Raw genomic sequence first — 15,324 nt, forward strand, 5'->3', positions numbered from 1 at the left:
GCGGCCGGGTGGCTAGCGGATGCCCTTGCGGCGCAGGGTTCCCGCCAGTTCGTCCGCGTGCCGGCGCAGCGCCTCCGTGACGCGGGAGAGTTCCCTGTCACAGGCGCGGGACAGCGGCATCGAGCAGCTGATCGCGTCGGTCGCCGGGATGCGGTAGCCGACGCAGGCCGCCACGCAGCACAGCCCCGCGGTGTTCTGCTCCCGCTCGATCGACCAGCCGCGCATCCGGCCCGCCTCCAGCTCGTCGTGGAGCGCCGCGCGGGTGGCCACCGTGTGCTCGGTCAACTGCCGCAGCCCGTCCTCCGGGAGGATCGCGTCGACCTCGGCCGAGGTCCGCTCGGCGAGCAGGGCCTTGCCCAACGAGGTGGCGTGCGCGGGCAGTTGACGGCCCACGCGGGACACGAGGCGCTTGGGCTCCGTGACCTCGCGGCTGGCCAGATAGATGACGTTCGGGGCGTCCAGGCGCGCGTAGTGCACGGTGTAGCCGGTCTCGGCCCGCAGGCTCTCGAGCTGCTGGACGGCGAAGGGCAGCGCCGGGTCGCGGTCGAGGTAGGCGGTGCCCGCGAGCAGCGCGCGCGGTCCGATGCCGTACGTCTGCTCGCCGTCGGAGGTCTCGATCCACTTCAGCGTCGTCAGCGTGCGCAGCAGGGCGTACAGGCTGGAGCGGGGGTAGCCGGTCCGCTCCTGGAGTCCGCTCAGGCTGAGGCCGTCCGCGGACTCGGCGAGCGTCTCCATGATCCGTGCGGTGCGCTCGGCGGACTTGACCAGGCCGCGGCCCGACTCGGTGTCCGCCGGGCCCAACGAGGCGTTCTTCGCTGCCACTTCTACCCCCTGAACGTCCGGCACATCGTAGGCGACGGGGCGGCGGAGGCCGTCGGCCCGGACCCCCGAAATCACATACGCAAGCCTTGTCTACGTACGTAGACGCGTGTCAGGATCCGGTCATGTCTGACACTGAGAAGCACCGGATCTCCGAGGTGCGCGTGACGCCGGTGGCGTTCCGGGACCTTCCGCTGCTCAATTCCGTAGGTGTGCACGAGCCCTTCGCGCTGCGCTCGGTCGTCGAGGTCGTGACCGACAGCGGTCTGTGCGGGCTCGGTGAGTCCTACGGGGACCTGCCGCATCTGGGCCGCCTTGAGCGGGCCGGGCAGCACCTGGTCGGCATCGACGTCTTCGATCTGAACGGCGTCTGGCGCGCGGTCAATGAGTCGCTGGCCGCCGACAGCGGCGTGGGCGGGCACGGAATGAGCGGGATGGTGACCGACAGCTCCCTCGCCGACCGGGTCGTCTCGCCCTTCGAGGTCGCCGCGCTCGACCTTCAGGGCAAGGTCGTCGGCCGCCCCGTGAGCGACCTGCTCGGCGGCGCCGTGCGCGACCGCGTCGCCTACAGCGCGTACCTCTTCTACAAGTGGGCCGGCCACCCCGGGCAGGACGACGACGAGTGGGGTGCCGCCCTTGACCCGGAGGGTCTGGTCCGGCAGGCGCGGCGCATCATCGACGCGTACGGGTTCGGCGCGATCAAGCTGAAGGGTGGCGTCTTCGCGCCCGAGGAGGAGATCGAGGCGGTCCGTGCGCTGCGCGCGGCCTTCCCCGAGCTGCCGCTCCGGCTCGACCCCAACGGGGCCTGGAACGTGGCCAGTTCGGTCAAGGTCGGGCAGGAGCTCGACGGGGTCGTCGAGTACCTGGAGGACCCGACGCCCGGCATCGAGGGCATGGCCCGCGTCGCGCGCGAGGTGTCGATGCCGCTCGCCACCAACATGTGCGTCGTCGCCTTCAAGCACCTGCCGCCGGCCGTGCGCCAGGACGCCGTCCAAGTGGTGCTGTCCGACCACCACTTCTGGGGCGGGCTCCGGCGGTCCCAGCGGCTCGGCGCGATCTGCGAGACGTTCGGCATGGGCCTGTCCATGCACTCCAACTCGCATCTGGGCATCAGCCTCGCGGCCATGACCCACCTCGCCTCCGCCACCCCGAACCTCGACTACGCCTGCGACACGCACTGGCCGTGGAAGGACCCCGCCGAGGACGTCGTCGTGCCCGGGGCGCTCACGTTCAAGGACGGCGCCGTCGCCGTGCCCACCACCCCGGGACTCGGCGTCGAGCTCGACCGTGACGCGCTCGCCCGGCTGCATGAGCAGTACCTCGACTGCGGCATCCGCGAGCGCGACGACACCTCCTACATGCGCCGCTTCCAGCCGGAGTTCGACCCGACGGTGCCGCGGTGGTGAGCGGGGGAGCGGTGCGGCCGCTGGAGGTCCTGGTCACCGAACCGGTCATGGGGCGGTTCAGGGACGTGCTCACCGAAGGCTGCGCGCACCGCTGGAACTTCGCGTACGGGGACGATCCCGGGGCCCTGGCCGCCGCCGCGGCCACCGCCGACGTACTCGTGTGCTCCGCCGCCGACCGCGAACTGCTGGCAGGGATGGAGCGGCTGCGGCTGCTGCACGTCACCGGGGCCGGCTACGACAAGATCCCACTGGACGCGCTGCGGCCCGGGGTGCGGGTGGCGAACACCTTCCACCACGGCCGCTCCATCGCCGAGCACGTGGTGATGGTGTCGATGATGCTGCTGCGCGACGTCGCGCGCGGCGAGCGGGACATGCGGGCCGGCGTCTGGCGCAACGCCGTCGTCGACCCGTCCTACGCCTTCGGAGGCGTCCTCGCCGGGCGTACCCTTGGCGTCCTCGGCATGGGCGAGATCGGCGGCGAAGTCGCCCGGCTGGCAGGCGCGTTGGGCATGCGGGTACGCACCGTGCGTCGCGACCCGGGCGCGCCGCCGCCCGCCGGGGTGGACCTGGAGTGGGTGGGCGGGCAGGACCGGCTGCACGAGATGCTCGGCGCCTGCGACGTGGTCGTCGTGACGGTGCCGCTGAGCGAGGAGACGCGCGGGCTCGTGGACGCCGCCGCGCTCGCCGCGATGAAACCGTCCGCCGTGCTCGTCAACGTGGCCCGGGGCGCGGTGGTCGACGAGAAGGCGCTGCACACCGCGCTGAGCGACGGCACCATCGCGGGGGCAGGCCTCGACGTCTGGTGGCGCAACCCGCGCGAGCCCGCGGCGCCGCCGCCCTCGCACCTGGACTTCACCGGGTTCGACAACGTGGTGCTCACGCCGCACCAGTCGGGCCACACCGAGGAGACCTTCCGCGGCCGGGCCGAGGACATCAGGGCGAACGTGGAGGCGCTCGCGGAGGGACGGCCGCTGCGCAACTTGGTGCGGAGCTGACGGTCGCGGTGGGGTGCGGAGCCGACGGTCGCGCTGGGGTGGGAACTGACGTTCGCACCGAAGCTCACACCAGCTGCTCGCCGATCAGCCGCACCGAAGCTCACACCAGCTGCTCGCCGATCAGCAGCACCGCCCCCAGCGCCGACACCCCGATCGCGGCCCAGCGCAGCCGGCGGGCGTCCATGAAGCGGTTCACGTAACGCGAGAGCGCGTAGCCGACGACCGGCGCGGGGGCGAGCACGGCCGACGTCAGGAGCGTGTGCGTACCGATGGCGCCCGTGGACGCGAGCGTCGCGACGGAGAGCACCGAGCCGATGAGGAAGAACCCGCTCATGGTGCCGCGCAGCACGGGGGCGTCCTTGCCCTGCCAGACCAGGGCCATCGGCGGGCCGCCGATCGAGGTCGCGGTGCCGAGGAGCCCCGACGCGGACCCGGCGAGGACCAGGACCGGCCGGTGCGGCTGCGGGGCCCAGCCGAAGCAGGTCAGTACGACACCCAGGAGCACCACGCCGGACAGCATCAGGGCGAGGCCCTGCGGCGGGAGCGCGGCCACGAGCAGCGCTCCCGCGACGGTGCCGGGCACCCGGCCGACCAGCGCCCAGCCCGTGCCCCGCAGATCGATGTGCTGCCGCTCCGCCACCGTCACGAGGAGGGTGAGCACGCCCGCCTGAATGATCAGCGTTCCCGGTACGAGGGACGGGTCGACGACGGCGACCACCGGCGCGGCGAGCATCCCCATGCCGAAGCCGATGGACGCCTGGAGACAGGAGGCGATCACCACCGCGACCGCGACGACCAGATAGCCGGTGAGCGTCACAGACCGTCGCCACCCGCGGCCACCAGGCCGGAGGTGTCCTCCAGCGGATGGAAGCAGGCCGCCGTGTGCCCCGGATCCCGGGCGTCGACGGCCGGGGCGGGCGCGGCCGAGGCGCACGCGTCGGTCGCCTTCCAGCAGCGGGTCCGGAAGCGGCAGCCGGACGGCGGCGAGAGCGGGGAGGGCAACTCGCCCTGGAGGACGATCTGTTCGCGGCGCGCGTCGGCGTCGAGCGACGGCGCGGCCGACATCAGTGCCGAGCTGTACGGGTGCAGGGCGCGGCCGAAGACGGACTCCGTGTCGCCCTGTTCCACGATGCCGCCCAGGTACATCACCATCACGCGGTCCGCGACGTGCCGGACCACCGACAGGTCGTGCGAGATGAAGAGATAGCTGACGCCGAGCTGGCGTTGCAGGTCGTTGAGGAGGTTGAGCACCTGGGCCTGCACGGACAGGTCGAGCGCGGAGACCGGCTCGTCGCAGATGATCACGTCGGGGGAGAGGGCGAGCGCGCGGGCGATGCCGATGCGCTGACGCTGGCCGCCGGAGAACTCCTGCGGATAGCGGTGCTCGTCGCCCTTGCGCAGCCCGACGAGGTCGAGCAACTCCCTTACGCGGGCGGCACGTTCACCGGCCGTGCGGTGCAGGGACTTGTGGGTGCGCCATGGTTCACCGATGATCTCGCCGGCCGTCATCCGGGCGTTGAGCGAGGCGAACGGGTCCTGGAAGACCATCTGCACCCGGCGCCGCCACGCCAGCAGCTCCGCCCCCTTGAGGGCGAACGGGTCCACGCCGCCGAAGCGGACGCTGCCGCCGTCGGGCCGCTCCAGCATGAGCAGCGTCCGGGCGAGCGTGGACTTGCCGCAGCCCGACTCCCCTACGAGGCCGAGGGTCTCGCCGCGCCGCAGATCGAAGGAGATGCCGTTCAGGGCGCGCAGGCGGCGTCCCTTGCCGGCGCCCTGGACCTGGAACGTCTTGGTGAGCTCGCGTACTTGGAGAAGCGGGTTGTCGCTCATCGGGTCACCTCGTCGGAGAAGTGGCAGGCGGCCGTGCGGCCCGGCGCGACCTCGGCCGGTTCCGGGCGCCGCGCACGGCACAGGTCGCGCACCAGCGGGCAGCGGTCCTGGTAGACACAGCCGGACGGGATCGAGTGCAGGTCCGGCGGGGCGCCGCCGATGGACCGCAGCTCCTCACCGCGCGCGGCGTGCACCGGCACCGAGTCCAACAGGCCCTTCGTGTACGGGTGTTGGGGTGCACCGAACACCTCGCGTACGGGACCCGACTCGACGACCGTGCCCGCGTACATCACCACGACCTCGTCGGCCTGCTCGGAGACCAGAGCCAGGTCGTGGGTGATCAGTACGACGCTCATGTCCCGCTCCGCGCGCAGGTCCCGCAGCAGCTGCATGATCTGCGCCTGCACGGTCACGTCGAGCGCCGTCGTCGGCTCGTCGGCGAGGAGCACGGAGGGGGAGAGGGCGACCGCGATGGCGATCAGGAGGCGCTGGCGCATACCGCCGGAGAACTGGTGCGGATAGGCGTCCACCCGGCTCTCCGGCTCCGGGATGCCGACCCGCGCCATCAGCTCGACCGCTTCCTTGCGGGCCTGCTTGCGGGACATCCCGCGGTGGATCCGGAACGGCTCGGCGAGCTGGGTGCCCACCGTGTAGACCGGGTTGAGGGCGGTGAGCGCGTCCTGGAAGACGATGGCGAGTTCGGGTCCCGCGAGCGCGCGCCGGGTCCGCTCGTCGGCCGCGACCAGATCGGTGCCGTCGAGCAGCACCCGGCCCGCGCTCACCTCGGCGGCCGGGTCGAGCAGCGAGACGATGGCCTGCGCGGTCATCGACTTGCCGCAGCCGGACTCGCCGAGCAGGGCGAGCGTCCGGCCGCGCCGGGCGCTGAAGGTGACCTTGTCGACGGCCCGTACGGTGCCGTGCGGGGTGCGGATGTCGACGCTGAGGCCGTCGACCTCGAGGGCGGTACGTGTGGCGGTCGCGGTCACGACTGGGCCTCCTGAGGAGCCGGGGCGGTGCGGGCGGCGCGGCCCGCGCGGCGCCGCGCCTTGCGGGGCAGCGCGAGGCGCCAGCGCTGCGCGGGGTCGGTGGCGAGCCGCGCCCAGGAGGCGAGCACGGTCGCGGAGACCGTCGTGATGACGATGGCGAGCCCGGGGAAGAAGGTCAGCCACCACGCGCTCTGCAGGTACGTCCGGCCCTGCGAGACCATCAACCCCCAGCTCACATCGGGTGGTTGGATGCCGATGCCGAGGAAGCTCAGCGAGGACTCCGCGAGCATCACGTAACAGAATTCGAGCGTGGCGAGGGTCAGTAGTGTCGGCAGCACGATCGGGAACACGTGCCGGCGGATGATCGCCCCGCTGGATGTGCCGAAGGTGCGCGCCGCGTCCACGAACAGGCGGCTCTGCAGCTCGGAGGATTCCGACCGGGCGGTGCGCAGATAGACCGGGAGCCGGGTGACGGTCAGCACCAGGACGAGGTTGGCGATGCTCGGCGAGAAGACGTACAGCACGACGACCGCCATGAGCAGCGAAGGGAAGCTCATGATGACGTCGGCGACGCGCATCGCGACCGTCTCCCTGCGGCCGCGGTGATAGCCGGCCCACATGCCGATCAGCGAGCCGACGGCCAGCGCGAGCAGCACCGCGGGCACGGCCACGCTGAACGTGGTGCGGGCGGCGACGACCAGCCGGGCCAGCACACTCTGGCCGAGCGGATCGGTGCCGAGGATCCCCAGCCAGCCGTGGTCGAGGGAGAACGGCGCCTGGTTGGCGTTCGCCAGGTCCTGATCCGTGGCGGCGGAACCGAGCAGCGGCGGGCCGAGGACCGCGGTGAGCGCGATCAGGACGAGCAGCACGGCCGCCACGGTGGCGACCCGGTCGCGCAACAGCATGCGCCACAGGGGGACTTGGCTGCCGCGGGGCGCGGAGGCGCCTTTCGTAGGAACCGGGTTGTCGGACGCGGAGTCCACCGGCTTGTCGGTCGAGATACTCACGGCGTCCTCCTCAGGCCGTCGCCGTCTCGCGCACGCGCGCGTCGAGCAGCGCGTAGCAGACGTCGATGACGATGTTGAGCGCGAAGATGGTGATCGCGGTGATCAGCACCGCGGCCTGCAGCACCGCGAAGTCGCGGCCCAGGATGGAGTCGATCATCAGCTTCCCGATGCCCGGCCAGCCGAAGATCGTCTCCACCACCACGGCCCCGTTGACCAGCGAGACGGCGAGGTCGCCCGCCACGGTGAGCGCGGGCGCGGCGGCGTTGCGCAGCGCGTGATGGCTGACCACGCGGACGCTGCCGGCCCCCTTGCTGCGCGCGAGGCGCACGTACGGGGCGGAGAGCGCGGAGATCATCGCGCCGCGCACCACCTGGGTGAGCACGCCGAGCGGCCGGATCAGGAGCGTAGCCACCGGCAGCACCCACGAGAGCATGCCGTCGGTGACGCCCGAGGTGGGCAGCACGCCGAGCGTGACGGAGAAGATCCATACGCCGGTGATCGCGAACCAGAAGTCGGGGACGCTCGCGGCGGTCATGGACAGGAACGAAGAGACGCGGTCCGCAAGGGAGTTGGGCCGGTAGGCGGCCCAGCTTCCGATGATCACCGCGCCGATGACGGCGATCAGCATGGTCGCGAAGGCGAGCTGCAACGTGGCGGGGAAGGCCCGCAGCGCCATCGTCGCTGCGGACTCGCCGGTGCGCAGCGACTCGCCGAAGTCGAGCTGGAAGACGCCGCCGAAGTAGTCGGCGATCTGCTGCCAGATCGAGTCGTCGAAGCCGTTGCGGGCGGCGAAGGCGGCGCGCTGGGCCGGGGTGGCGGATTCGGGCAGGTACAAGGACGACGGATCGCCGGTGAGCCGCGCGAGGACGAAGACCCCGAGGAGCACCGCGAGCAGCGGCAGGATGCTGGTCAGCGTGCGACGGCGGAGGAACTGGAACATCGCTGTCCCTTGGTCGGAGGACGGGGAGCGGGCAGGCCTTCTGGCCCTGGCGGGCGGGTGAGTCCGGGCAAATCCAGCCCCGCCGGCGTTTGAGGCGCGGGGTCCGGGGCGGAGCCCCGAGAGCGGGGTGGACGCGCCGCGCTGTCAGTCGGCGTGCGTGAACTCGGAGAGGCGCATCTCGTCGCCGGTCGCAGAGTTGGGCCGGTAACGAACCCCTTCCGCGAGCGCGGTGATCCCGTACATGTGCGCGATGTACGCGTACTGCGTGACCTCGGTCGGCTCCGCGGCGAAGACCCCCGCCAACGCCCGCTGCCTCGCGTCACCGGTGAGCGCCTCCGCCGCGCGGATCTTCCGGTCGAAGACAGCCGTGCCACCGGAGCTCTGGAACCCCTTGCTCAGCAGGTACTGGTCCATGGAGAAGGCCGCGTCACCGGCCTGGTTCCCGTGCTGGATGAGCAGCAGATACGGGCCCGTGTTCTTGGGGAAGGGCCGCTCCTGGAACTCCGTGCTGCCCGCCGTGTCCTTCATCTGGATCTTGACGTTGAGCCCGATCCCCGCCAGCTCGTTCTGTATGACCTGCACGGTCTCGTCGACCTTGGGGAACAGCGCGGTCCGGCTGATCAGCCTGATCTGCTTGCCGACATCGACGCCGTCGGCCTTCGCCTGCGCCAGCAGCTTCCGCGCCTTGGCGAGGTCGGTCGGCCAGGGCTTGAGACCCTTGTCGTACCCGGTGATCCCGGAGGGCACGAGCTGGGACGCGACCTTGGCGTCGCCCCGGTAGAGGGAGTCGACGATGCTCTTGCGGTCGATCGCGTAGTTGATCGCCTTGCGCACCCGCTCGTCGTTCAGCGGCGCCTCGCCGAGCTGCATGCGCAGCGCGGTGGTCTCGTTGTTCGGATACGTGACCGCGGTGTCGCCCGCCCCGTCCTGCGGGCCGAGCGAAGTGGCCACGTCCGCCTCGCCGTTGGTGACCATGGCGGCGCGGACGCTGCCTTCGGGGCGCCATTGGTAGAGGGCCTTGCGGTAGTCGGGGGCCTTGCCCCAGTACTTCTTGTTCGCTGCGAGGGAGAGCCGCAGGCCCGGCTCCCAGTCGGCGATCCGGTACGGGCCCGTGCCGATGGGCTCGCGCACCTTCTTCTTCGCGTCGGTGGACGTCGGCACCATCTCGATGAAGGAGAGCCGCAGCGGCAGGATCGGGTCCGCCTCGGGGGTCGTCACCTTCAGCGTGTGGTCGTCGGGCGTCGACAGCTTCACGTCCATGTCCCCGAAGACGTAGCCCTCGACATTGCAGCCGAGCTTCGAGTTGACCGCGCGGTCGATGGAGTACGCGGCGTCCTTCGCGTCGAACCGCGAACCGTCGCTGAACCGGACGCCCTCGCGGACGGTGTACGTCCACTGGGTGTCGGAGGTGCGCTTCCAGGCGGTCGCGAGCTTCGGCCGGAGCTCGCCCGAGTCCGGGTCGCGCTCGGTCAGCGGCTCGGTGATGTTGGAGCGCACCACCACGCCGGTGGAGGTCAGCGAGGACTCGCAGGGTTCGAGGGTGGGCGGCTCCTCCGGCAGTACGACGCGCAGCGTGTCCTTGCCCGCCGTCACCGACGCGCTGTTGGCCACGGTGCAGGCGCTTGCGGCGAGCGTGCAGACGACCGCCAGAGCGAGAGCCCGACCGGGGATGGGAACAGGGGGCATGGGGCTTCCTCCACCGTGACAGGCGCGAGCATGTCCACGGATGTAGACGCCGTTTCGATTTGTGGACGCACGGTAAGTGGGGGTTCTCGGGCACGTCAATAGGTCGCGCAGGCACGGAAGTTGGACGAGCCCTACACGTTCACTACGTGTGCGCCGGAGAGGAGGCGTACTCATATGTAGACGCCATTCCTATCCATGATCGACGTCTGCTAGCTTGCGGCCAGCCGGCCTCATCCGCCCGACGACCCTGGAGCTGCCCCATGGCCCGTTTCTCGCCCGATGATCTGCGCCGCGTCCTGGGCTCCGGCCTGCTGTCCTTCCCCGTCACCCACACCACGCCCGACCACGCCTTCGACGAGCCGGCCTACCGCGCGCACCTGCAGCGTCTGGCCGGGTACGACGTGGCGGGCCTCTTCGCCCCGGGCGGCACCGGCGAGTTCTTCTCGCTCAGCCACACCGACGTCGACGCGGTGCTGCGGGCGACCGTCGCCGAGGCGCATGACGCGCTGCCGGTCATCGGGGCGGCCGGGTACGGCACGGCGACCGCGGTGGAGATGGCCCGGCGGGCGGAGGAGGGCGGGGCCGACGGCCTCCTGCTGCTGCCGCCCTACCTCACCGAGGTCGGACAGGAGGGGCTCTACGACCACGTGGCGCGGGTCTGCGCGGCCACGTCCCTCGGCGTGATCGTGTACCACCGGGCCAACGCCCGCTTCAAGGCGGCGACCGTCGACCGGCTCGTCGCCCACTTCCCCAACTTCATCGGGTTCAAGGACGGCGTCTGCGACATCGACCTCATGGTCCGGCTGCACGCCGAGCACGACGGGCGGCTCGTCCTCATCGGCGGCCTCCCGACAGCCGAGACCTACGCCCTGCCGTACCTCGAACTCGGCGCCACCACCTACTCGTCGGCCATCTTCAACTTCGCCCCGCAGTGGGCCTGCGACTTCTACGCGGCCGTGCGCGCCCACGACAAGGCGCAGGTCTACGACCGGCTGCGCGAGTTCGTCCTGCCGTACATCGCCATCCGCGACCGGCAGCCCGGCTACGCGGTCTCGATCGTGAAGGCCGGCCTCACCGTCTCCGGCCACGGCGCGGGACCGGTGCGCCCGCCACTGACCGACCTCACCGAGGCCGAGCACGCCGAACTCGCCGCGCTCGTCAAGAAAGTGATCTGAACCGGCCCGGGACCATGAACCCGGACCATGAACCGGCCCCTGACCACGAGCCGGTCCAGGAAGGAGTCCCCGCATGACCACGTCCTCTGCCGCCGTCGGCCGCGTCCTCGCCGTCGGCTCGCTCAAGCCCTCGCTCGCCCGGACGCTGAACACCACGTACGACGCTCTCGTCCTTCCGAAGGAAGGACCCGAACGCGACAGTTTCCTCGCGGAGTACGGGGGTGAGGTCGGCGTCGTCGTCACCTCCGGCCGCGCGGGCGTCGGCACCGAACTCATGGCCGCACTCCCGCGCCTCGGCGCCGTCGTCAACTTCGGGGTCGGCTACGACACCACCGACGTCGCCCTCGCCCTGGAACGCGGCATCGTGGTCAGCAACACCCCCGACGTGCTCACCGACTGCGTCGCCGACACCGCGCTCGGGCTGACGCTCGACGTGCTGCGGGGGCTCTCCGCCGCCGACCGCTACGTACGGGCCGGCCGCTGGCCGAGTGAGGGCGCCGTCCCGTTGGCGCGGCGGGTCAGCGGCGCCCGGATCGGCGTGCTCGGGCTCGGCCGGATCGGGCGGGCCATCGCCACCCGGTTCGCCGCCATGGGCTGCCCGATCAGCTACCACAGCCGCCGCGAGGTGCCCGGCGTCGACTACGCGTACGCGGCCTCGCCCGCTGAACTGGCCACATCCGTCGACGTGTTGGTGGTCGCGACCTCCGGCGGCGCAGCCACCAGCGGTCTCGTCTCCCGAGAGGTCCTGGAGGCGCTCGGCCCCGAGGGCTACCTCGTCAACATCGCGCGCGGCAGCGTGGTCGACGAGGAGGCGCTCGTCGACCTCCTGACCACCGGCGGCCTCGCGGGCGCGGGACTCGACGTCTTCGCCGCCGAACCGCACGTGCCGGAGCCGCTGCTCGCTCTGGACAACGTGGTCCTCACGCCGCACCTGGCCAGCGGCACCGTCCAGACCCGCGACGAGATGGAACGGCTGACCCTGGACAACCTGACCGCGTACCTGGCGCACGGGAAGCTGGTGACACCGGTGCCCGAGATGGGCTGAGGCGCGCTTCGGGGCTGCCCTCGGACTCGTTTCAGGGCTGCCCCGAGCCTCGTTTCAGGGCCGCTCCGAGCCTCGTTTCAGGGCAGTGTTCGGCCATTGTCAGTGGCGTGGTGTGCAATGGATCTCGTGCCCGCGCTCGAAGAACCACTGAAGAAGGTGCTCGGCCCCGCCACCGCGAAGGTGATGGCCGAGCATCTAGGCCTGCACACGGTCGGCGACCTGCTCCACCACTACCCGCGCAGATACGCGGAGCGGGGCGAGCTCACCCGCCTCGCGGACCTGCCGCTCGACGAGCACGTGACGGTCGTCGCGCAGGTCGCCACCGCCCGCATCCTGAAGTTCAACGGCGGCAGGGGCCAGCGCCTCGAAGTCACCATCACCGACGGCAGCGGCGAGCTCCAGCTCGTCTTCTTCGGCCGCGGCATCCACAAGCCGCACAAGGACCTGCTGCCCGGTACGCGCGCGATGTTCGCCGGCAAGGCCTCGGTCTTCAACCGGAAGATGCAACTGGCGCACCCCGCCTACCAGTTGCTCAACGCCGAGTCCTCCGACGAGGCCGCGGAGGCGGTCGGCTCGTGGGCCGGTGCCCTGCTGCCGATCTACCCGGCCACGGCCAAGCTGGAGTCCTGGAAGATCGCCAAGGCCGTCGACCTGGTGCTGCCCAGCGCGCGCGAGGCCGAGGACCCGCTGCCCGAGTCGCTGCGCGAGGGCCGCGGCCTCGCCCCGCTGCCCGAGGCCCTGCTCAAGATCCACCGGCCGCAGACGAAGGACGACGTCGCCGGCGCCCGGGACCGCCTCAAGTGGGACGAGGCCTTCGTCCTTCAAGTGGCCCTCGCCCGGCGCCGCTTCGCGGAGACCCAGCTGACCGCGGTCCCACGCGTACCGAAGCCGGACGGCCTGCTGACGGCTTTCGACGCGAAGCTCCCCTTCACGCTCACCGAAGGCCAGCAGAAGGTCTCCAAGGAGATCTTCGACGACCTGGCCACCGAGCACCCGATGCACCGGCTGCTCCAGGGAGAGGTGGGTTCGGGTAAGACCATGGTCGCGCTGCGCGCCATGCTCGCCGTCGTCGACGCGGGCGGTCAGGCAGCGATGCTCGCGCCCACCGAAGTCCTCGCCCAGCAGCACCACCGGTCCATCACCGAGATGATGGGCGAGCTGGCGCAGGGCGGGATGCTGGGCGGGGTCGAGCACGCCACCAAGGTCGTCCTGCTCACCGGCTCGATGGGCATGGCCGCCCGCCGCCAGGCCCTGCTCGACCTGGCCACGGCGGAGGCCGGCGTCGTCATCGGCACGCACGCGCTGATCGAGGACAAGGTGCAGTTCGACGATCTGGGCCTGGTCGTCGTGGACGAGCAGCACCGCTTCGGCGTGGAACAGCGCGACGCCCTGCGCTCGAAGGGCAAGCAGCCGCCGCACCTCCTGGTCATGACGGCGACGCCGATTCCGCGCACGGTCGCGATGACCGTCTTCGGCGACCTGGAGACGTCCGTCCTCGACCAGCTGCCGGCCGGCCGCTCGCCGATCGCCAGCCATGTCGTACCGGCGGCCGACAAGCCGCACTTCCTGGCCCGCGCGTGGGAGCGTGTACGCGAGGAAGTGAGCAACGGCCATCAGGCGTACGTCGTCTGCCCCCGCATCGGTGACGACGAGGACGAGAAGCCCAAGAAGGGCGCCGCCAAGAAGCAGTCCGCCGAGGACGAGGCGGAGAAGCGGCCGCCGCTCGCCGTGCTCGACGTCGCGGAGGAGCTGGCGCGCGGTCCGCTCCAGGGCCTCAAGGTCGAGGTCCTGCACGGGCGCATGCAGCCCGACGACAAGGACGCCGTGATGCGTCGCTTCGCCGCGGGGGAGACGGACGTCCTGGTGGCGACGACCGTCATCGAGGTCGGGGTGAACGTGCCGAACGCGACGGCGATGGTGATCATGGACGCCGACCGGTTCGGCGTCTCGCAGCTCCACCAGCTGCGTGGCCGCGTCGGCCGTGGGTCGGCGGCGGGGCTGTGCCTGCTGGTCACCGAGATGCCGGAGGCCGCCCCCGCGCGCGCCAGACTCGGCGCCGTCGCCGCCACGCTCGACGGCTTCGAGCTCTCCCGCATCGACCTCGAACAGCGCCGCGAGGGCGACGTCCTCGGCCAGGCCCAGTCCGGCGTCCGCTCGTCCCTGCGGATGCTCGCCGTGATCGAGGACGAGGAGATCATCGCGGAGGCGCGCGAGGAGGCGACGAAGGTGGTTTCGGCCGACCCGGAACTGGAGGCCTTGCCGGCCCTACGGGTGGCGCTGGACGCCCTCCTCGACGAGGAACGCGAACAGTACCTGGACAAGGGCTGACCCGTGCCGGGTCTGGGCCCCACGCCCTGCTCGCGCAGCACCGGGGCCCCACGGTGCCGTGGTCGGCGCCTCCGTCCTGGCTACGCCGCACCGGGGTGCCGCCGTGCCGTGGCCGGCGCCTACCGTCCGGGGTGCGCGGCACCGGGATCCCACCGTGCGATGGTCGGCGTATCCCGTCCGGGGTGCGCGGCACTGTGCCGGGGTGGGCGCCCTCGCGCCCGGCGCACGGCGTCGGTTCCTGTCCGGCGTGCGCCGGTGCCCGCTCATCTCCCGTCCGCCCGCCCCCTCCGGGGGCTTCGGCCCGTCCGGGCGTGGTCGGCGCCTGTCATAGCTGTTGCGCGGCACCGGGTCTTGGGGCTTGGCCGGGGTGGGCGCCCTTGCGTTCAGCGCGCGGCACCGGTCCTTGTCCGGCTGCGCCGGTGCCCGGTCATCTCCCGCCCGCCCGCCCCCTCCGGGGGCTTCGGCCCGTCCCGGGCCCAGGTCGCTGTGCCGGGGCAGGGCCCGTCGTGAGGGGTGCGCGGCGCCGGGGGCCGCCTTGCCCACCCTGCCGCCCCAGGCGGCAGATTGCCCAAGGCGGTGGCGGCCGATCGCAATGGGTGGGGAGCCGTGCCTGCGGCGGATTGCCCAAGGCGGTGGCGGCCGACCGCGACGGGTGGGGAGCCGGGGTTGGCGCTACCCCGAGCCGGCGGGCGTCGACCGTAATGGGTGGGGAGCCGTGCTTGAGGCGGATTGCCTAAGGCGCGTGCGGTTGACCGCGACGGGTGGGGAGCCGTGCTTGCGGCGGGTTGCCCAAGGCGGTGGGCGGTTGACCGCAACGGGTGGGGAACCGTGCCAGGCGGCGGATTGCCCAAGGCGCGTGCGGTCGACCGCAGCGGGTGTAGAGCCGTGGCCGTCGCCGGTTCACCCAAGGCGGTGGCGCCCCTCGCCTTCCCGGCGGGGAGCCGTGCCTGCCGATGGATCACCCACGGCGATGGCGGTACCCCGTCGGGCCGACGCCCCCGGAGGGGGCGGGTGGGTGGGAGATGAGTGGGAGCCGGGCGATCGCCTGCGGGCAGGACAATTCGAGCCCGGCGGCGGGTGGGCATTTTCAGCCCCGCTCTTGGACGG

The 15,324-nt window shown here is 71.8% G+C and carries 12 protein-coding genes; 5 read left to right on the top strand and 7 right to left on the bottom strand.

Translation table 11 applies throughout. The annotated features are described in order from the left end of the window. Positions 1-12: 12 nt before the first annotated feature. The gene (locus OHA73_RS29975) at positions 13-822 is read right to left on the bottom strand and encodes an IclR family transcriptional regulator (RefSeq protein WP_327656583.1); all 810 of its coding nucleotides are present in this window, start codon (positions 820-822) and stop codon (positions 13-15) included. 122 nt (positions 823-944) lie between these two features. Here OHA73_RS29975 and OHA73_RS29980 point away from each other — a divergent pair, with 122 nt between their 5' ends. Beyond that, on the top strand, positions 945-2,225 hold the full coding sequence (locus OHA73_RS29980) for a glucarate dehydratase family protein (RefSeq protein ID WP_327656584.1): 1,281 nt from the start codon (positions 945-947) through the stop codon (positions 2,223-2,225). Next, on the top strand, positions 2,219-3,220 hold the full coding sequence (locus tag OHA73_RS29985) for a 2-hydroxyacid dehydrogenase (protein WP_327656585.1): 1,002 nt from the start codon (positions 2,219-2,221) through the stop codon (positions 3,218-3,220). Before OHA73_RS29980 ends, OHA73_RS29985 begins: the two co-directional genes overlap by 7 nt. A 100-nt stretch (positions 3,221-3,320) precedes the next feature. On the opposite strand, the gene OHA73_RS29990 is transcribed toward OHA73_RS29985, so the two are convergent. From OHA73_RS29990 to OHA73_RS30015, 6 genes are all read right to left on the bottom strand, one after another. Further along, positions 3,321-4,037: a sulfite exporter TauE/SafE family protein gene (locus OHA73_RS29990; RefSeq protein ID WP_267069102.1), complete on the bottom strand. Its 717-nt coding sequence runs from the start codon at positions 4,035-4,037 to the stop codon at positions 3,321-3,323. Then, positions 4,034-5,050, bottom strand: a complete 1,017-nt coding sequence (locus tag OHA73_RS29995; RefSeq protein ID WP_327656586.1) for an ABC transporter ATP-binding protein — start codon at positions 5,048-5,050, stop codon at positions 4,034-4,036. The genes OHA73_RS29990 and OHA73_RS29995 overlap by 4 nt, the downstream gene beginning before the upstream one ends. Beyond that, positions 5,047-6,036, bottom strand: a complete 990-nt coding sequence (locus tag OHA73_RS30000) for an ABC transporter ATP-binding protein (protein WP_327656587.1) — start codon at positions 6,034-6,036, stop codon at positions 5,047-5,049. The genes OHA73_RS29995 and OHA73_RS30000 overlap by 4 nt, the downstream gene beginning before the upstream one ends. Continuing rightward, on the bottom strand, positions 6,033-7,043 hold the full coding sequence (locus OHA73_RS30005; RefSeq protein WP_267069099.1) for an ABC transporter permease: 1,011 nt from the start codon (positions 7,041-7,043) through the stop codon (positions 6,033-6,035). The genes OHA73_RS30000 and OHA73_RS30005 overlap by 4 nt, the downstream gene beginning before the upstream one ends. A gap of 10 nt (positions 7,044-7,053) precedes the next feature. Continuing rightward, positions 7,054-7,983 carry an ABC transporter permease gene (locus OHA73_RS30010; protein WP_267069098.1) on the bottom strand — a complete coding sequence of 310 codons (930 nt, stop codon included), beginning with the start codon at positions 7,981-7,983 and terminating at the stop codon, positions 7,054-7,056. A gap of 144 nt (positions 7,984-8,127) precedes the next feature. Next, entirely contained in the window at positions 8,128-9,669 is a 1,542-nt protein-coding gene (locus OHA73_RS30015) for an ABC transporter substrate-binding protein (protein ID WP_327656588.1), read from the bottom strand. Positions 9,670-9,929: 260 nt separating this feature from the next. Here OHA73_RS30015 and kdgD point away from each other — a divergent pair, with 260 nt between their 5' ends. From kdgD to recG, 3 genes are all read left to right on the top strand, one after another. After that, entirely contained in the window at positions 9,930-10,844 is a 915-nt protein-coding gene (kdgD, locus tag OHA73_RS30020; protein WP_327656589.1) for a 5-dehydro-4-deoxyglucarate dehydratase, read from the top strand. 73 nt (positions 10,845-10,917) lie between these two features. After that, on the top strand, positions 10,918-11,889 hold the full coding sequence (locus OHA73_RS30025; RefSeq protein WP_327656590.1) for a 2-hydroxyacid dehydrogenase: 972 nt from the start codon (positions 10,918-10,920) through the stop codon (positions 11,887-11,889). A 117-nt stretch (positions 11,890-12,006) separates the two neighbouring features. Next, the gene (gene recG / locus OHA73_RS30030; protein WP_327656591.1) at positions 12,007-14,217 is read left to right on the top strand and encodes an ATP-dependent DNA helicase RecG; all 2,211 of its coding nucleotides are present in this window, start codon (positions 12,007-12,009) and stop codon (positions 14,215-14,217) included. Positions 14,218-15,324 lie beyond the last annotated feature (1,107 nt).

It is taken from the genome of Streptomyces sp. NBC_00483 (assembly GCF_036013745.1).
In the GTDB taxonomy this organism is placed as follows: Bacteria; Actinomycetota; Actinomycetes; order Streptomycetales; family Streptomycetaceae; genus Streptomyces.

Excerpts from the sequence above, each read along its gene's own strand:
- OHA73_RS29980 (WP_327656584.1), top strand. The coding sequence starts at position 945 with ATGTCTGACACTGAGAAGCACCGGATCTCCGAGGTGCGCGTGACGCCG.
- OHA73_RS29995 (WP_327656586.1), bottom strand. The coding sequence starts at position 5,050 with ATGAGCGACAACCCGCTTCTCCAAGTACGCGAGCTCACCAAGACGTTC.
- OHA73_RS30010 (WP_267069098.1), bottom strand. The coding sequence starts at position 7,983 with ATGTTCCAGTTCCTCCGCCGTCGCACGCTGACCAGCATCCTGCCGCTG.
- OHA73_RS30015 (WP_327656588.1), bottom strand. The coding sequence starts at position 9,669 with ATGCCCCCTGTTCCCATCCCCGGTCGGGCTCTCGCTCTGGCGGTCGTC.
- kdgD (WP_327656589.1), top strand. The coding sequence starts at position 9,930 with ATGGCCCGTTTCTCGCCCGATGATCTGCGCCGCGTCCTGGGCTCCGGC.
- OHA73_RS30025 (WP_327656590.1), top strand. The coding sequence starts at position 10,918 with ATGACCACGTCCTCTGCCGCCGTCGGCCGCGTCCTCGCCGTCGGCTCG.
- recG (WP_327656591.1), top strand. The coding sequence starts at position 12,007 with ATGGATCTCGTGCCCGCGCTCGAAGAACCACTGAAGAAGGTGCTCGGC.